A 3,895-nucleotide genomic window follows, 5' to 3' on the forward strand; every position below is an offset into this window, starting at 1 on the left:
ATCCTGGGTGTTCGCCCGAATCGCGCTCAGGCTCCCCGCTCCCCACGTCAGGGCGTAGGGACCCTTCACCACTTCCAGGGTCCGGTATGCCAGCGCGTCCACGTGCGACAGCGGAGCATCCATGCGCGCGGGCCCGGCGGGAAACCGCCGCTCCCCATCTACCCACTGGGCCACCTCGGTCTCGCTGAGGCCCTGCACGTTCGGGTCGAGCCCGAGCGCTCCCCTCCGCGCGGCATCCACGCCCGAGACCTCGCGCAGCAGCTCACCCGCGTCCTGGGGGTTCGCTTCCCGGACCGCCTGCTGCTCGAGCGTGCTCTGGCGTCTGAGGTCGGGTCGCAGAACCGAGACTTCGATGCCGGCGACCTGCACCGGGTCGATCGGCAGAGACACCTGCAGGGTCGTCGTTTCCCCGGCCCGTACGACCGCCGTGGTATCCTTCGCCACGAAGCCGATCGCGCTCACCCGGACGGCCACGGCGCCCGGTCTGAGTCGCGCCAGGTGGAACCGGCCGAGCGCGTCCGAGGGCATCCGCATGCCCGTTTCGAGCACCTCCACCATCGCCGTGGTGTCCGGTTCCCCGGTGCTCTCGACCGTCACGGTCCCCACCACATCGCCCCTGTCCTGGCCGAGCGCGGCGCCGGCGCTCGCGATCGTGAGCACGGTCGCCAGTCCCGCGGCGCGGAGGGCGTAAAGACGATTCTTCAAAGGTCTCTCCTGGTCGACATCCAGAGGCCCGAGCACCGACGCGGTGCACGGGATGATCCATGCCCGATCCGAGATCGAGGCGTACCTGCCTGGATTTCCGGGTCAGCCTACCAGGAGAGCGGGGGTCCGTTGGGGAAGGGAAGCAGGTAGGGAGCAGAAGGCGCCTCGGAGGCACCGGTTCCGGCCGCCGCCGGGTGCCCGACGAGCGACTCCGGCGCGTCGATCCCATGTCCCGGCGAAGGGCCGACCGGGCCGGCGCCGAGTGAGCAGTCGCCGAGACAGTCGCACGGGGCGGATGGGTGGCCCGCGGGTTCGCCGTGTTCGACAGGTTCGGCTATGGCCTCGCCATGAAGCATAGCGCAGGGCGAAGGCCGATCGTGGGCCGCGCTTTCGCCTTCGTGCGCTGCCGGGTGTCCACCCGGGGCGGCATGAGCGGTGACCGCGTGCGACTCGCCGGACGCGGCATGCGACCCGTGGCCTTCCCCGTGCGCGGAGTGCACGCACGAGCCGAGTCCGGCCGCGCCGGCCGCGGAGGAAGACAGGTACGCGAGCGCGAGCCATGCCGCGAAGAAGCGCTTCACGGGGCCACCGCGGGTCAGGGGGGATCGCCGCATGACCGAAGGTCGACGAACGCCCTCGGGAGGTCAAGGTCGCGGCGCGTCCCCCGGGCCAGGTTGTCCCGCCAGGAGCCGGTCCCGCGCCTCGAGGAGCTGGGCGCGCTCCTCGGCGCTCACCACGGGATAGGTGAGCCCCAGCCGTTCCAGCGACCGGCACAGGATGTCGGCCACGGCCAGGCGCATGTGCCGCTTGTCGTCCGCGGGGATGGCGTACCACGGAGCCCAGGGTCTCGAGCTCCCGGCCAGCGCTTCCTCGTACGCCGCCATGTAGCCGTCCCAGTGTCGGCTTTCCTCCACGTCGCCGGCGGCGAATTTCCAGTTCTTCTCCGGTTCCTCGATCCGGTCCAGAAACCTCCGCCGCTGCTCCCGGCGGGAGACGTTGAGCCAGAACTTCAGGATCACCGTGCCGTTGCGCGCCAGGTGGAGTTCGTGGTCCCGGATGGACTCCAGGCGCTCATCCCAGATCCGGTCGGGGTCGACCGGGTAGGGAAGCCGCTGGGACTCGAGGATGGCCGGGTGGACCCGGACGATCAGCACTTCCTCGTAATAGCTGCGGTTGAAGATCCCGATCCGTCCACGCTCGGGAAGCCGCACCGCGCTCCGCCACAGGAAGTCGTGGTCCAGCTCGAGCGCGGACGGCTTCTTGAACGAGAACACCTGCACGCCGGCCGGGTTGATCCCCCGCATCACGGCCCGGATCGTACCGTCCTTCCCCGCGGCGTCCATCGCCTGGAAGACGAGCAGGACGGCGAAACGGTCCTGCGCGGCCAGCCTCCGCTGCAGATCGTCCAGCTGCTTGATTGTCTCCTTCAGGGCCTTCTTCGCCGTCTTGCCCCGGGGCGCCGTCTCCGGCGGACGGGTCGAAGCTTCGGACACGCGGAACGTGCCATCGAACGGGACGAGATAGGAACTGGAAACGGCCTCGAACATGACGCTCACCTGTACCCGGGGTAGCGGGGCGCATACCATGGCGAAGTAGGAACATCATACCCGGGAGTCCGTCGCCGACCAACCTCGGCTCGCGACCCGGGGACCACGCACTGGAGGTCCGATGTCCCGATTCGCGTCGCCCATCCTCGCCCTCATCTGCCTGGCGGTTCTCCCGCGCCCGGCGATCACCCAGGAGCCTCGCGGCGCTCGCAGCGGCGACAACGTGGTGAAGGTGGCCGGCGAGGCCGAGGGATTTCCGTTCTCACAGGCGATCAGGGCGGGCGGCATGATCTACCTGTCGGGCCAGGTCGGAAACCTGCCCGGGACGCTGGAGCTGCCCGACGGAATCGAGGCGCAGACCCGCCAGACGATGGAGAACATCAAGAGGGTCCTGGAGGCGGCCGGGGCGTCACTTTACGATGTCGTAAAGTGCACGGTTTTTCTGGATGATATGGATGACTACTGGCCGATGAACGCGGTGTACGCCTCGTACTGGGATGGCGCTCCGCCGGCCCGCTCGGCGTTCGGGGCCGACGGCCTCGCCCTCGGGGCCCTGCTCGAGATCGAGTGCCTGGCCCGGGATCCGGCGGCGGAGGTGTCGGCCCAGCGGTAGAGGTCCGGACCGGAGGTGGAAGGTGAAAGGCGAGCGGGGCCCTCTGCTTGCGTCCCCGCCCGCTTTCGGATAGGCGCTGGCCGTGCCCGGCTCAGTCCCCGAAACCGCTCAGCAGATCCTCGAGGGTGGGGGATCCGATCTCCTGCAGCTCGTAGCGCACCCGCACGCTCGGCTTGTCGATCTCGATCAGGCGACGGAGGTCGATCGGCGTGGCAATGATCACGAGGTCCGCCGGAGTGGCCGCGATCGTCTGCTGAAGCTCGGATGTCTGCTCGGCTCCATAGCCCATGGCGGGAAGAACGCTTCCGGTCGTCGGGTACTTCGCGTACGTGTCCGCGATCGAACCCGCCGCCCACGGTCGCGGATCGAGAATCTCGGCCGCACCGTATCGACGCGCGGCCACCCAGCCCGCGCCATACGCCATCTCGCCGTGCGTCAGCGTGGGGCCATCCTCCACCACGAGCACCCTCTTGCCGCGGATCTCCTCTCCGCGGTCGACGAACAGGGGGCTGGCCGCGTCGATCACCGTGGCGTCGGGATTCAGCGAATGGGCCACGGCGCGCGCCGCCTCCACCTGCTCGAGGCTCGCCGTGTCGATCTTGTTCACGACGATGGCGTCGGCGAGCCGGACATTGGCTTCGCCGGGGTGGTAATGCAGCGCGTGGTCCGGGCGGTGCGGGTCCACGACCGTGATGTACAGGTCCGCCTCGTAGAAGGAGAGGTCGTTGTTGCCGCCGTCCCAGATGACCACGTCGGCTTCCTTCTCGGCCTCGCGGAGAATCGCCTCGTAGTCCACGCCCGCATATACGATCCGGCCGGCATCCAGGTGCGGCTCGTACTCCTCCCGCTCCTCGATCGTCACGTCGTGCTTCGCGAGGTCGTCGTAGGTGGCGAAGCGCTGTACGGCCTGTGCGGCGAGGTCTCCGTACGGCATCGGGTGCCGGACCACTACCACCTTCTTGCCCCGGCCCGTCAGAATCTCGGCCACGCGCCGGCTCGTCTGGCTCTTTCCGGAACCGGTCCGGGCGGC

Annotated in this window: 4 protein-coding genes; 1 reads left to right on the forward strand and 3 read right to left on the reverse strand. The window is 69.1% G+C overall.

The window, feature by feature from the left end; genetic code table 11:
* The coding region (locus tag AC36XV_RS05725; protein ID WP_492202722.1) for a carboxypeptidase-like regulatory domain-containing protein at positions 1 to 705 on the reverse strand (705 nt) is incomplete at its 3' end.
* Between the two features lie 644 nt (positions 706 to 1,349).
* The gene (locus AC36XV_RS05730) at positions 1,350 to 2,252 is read right to left on the reverse strand and encodes a PPK2 family polyphosphate kinase (RefSeq protein ID WP_492202723.1); all 903 of its coding nucleotides are present in this window, start codon (positions 2,250 to 2,252) and stop codon (positions 1,350 to 1,352) included.
* A 121-nt stretch (positions 2,253 to 2,373) separates the two neighbouring features.
* Between AC36XV_RS05730 and AC36XV_RS05735 the strand changes: the two genes are divergently transcribed.
* Positions 2,374 to 2,865 carry a RidA family protein gene (locus AC36XV_RS05735; RefSeq protein WP_492202724.1) on the forward strand — a complete coding sequence of 164 codons (492 nt, stop codon included), beginning with the start codon at positions 2,374 to 2,376 and terminating at the stop codon, positions 2,863 to 2,865.
* A 91-nt stretch (positions 2,866 to 2,956) separates the two neighbouring features.
* On the opposite strand, the gene AC36XV_RS05740 is transcribed toward AC36XV_RS05735, so the two are convergent.
* A partial coding sequence (locus tag AC36XV_RS05740) for a GTP-binding protein (protein WP_492202725.1) occupies positions 2,957 to 3,895 on the reverse strand: 939 nt, incomplete at its 5' end.

The sequence above is a fragment of the Candidatus Benthicola sp. genome, assembly GCF_058719085.1.

Coding starts and splice junctions, on each gene's coding strand:
- AC36XV_RS05730 (WP_492202723.1), bottom strand. CDS start 2,252: ATGTTCGAGGCCGTTTCCAGTTCCTATCTCGTCCCGTTCGATGGCACG.
- AC36XV_RS05735 (WP_492202724.1), top strand. CDS start 2,374: ATGTCCCGATTCGCGTCGCCCATCCTCGCCCTCATCTGCCTGGCGGTT.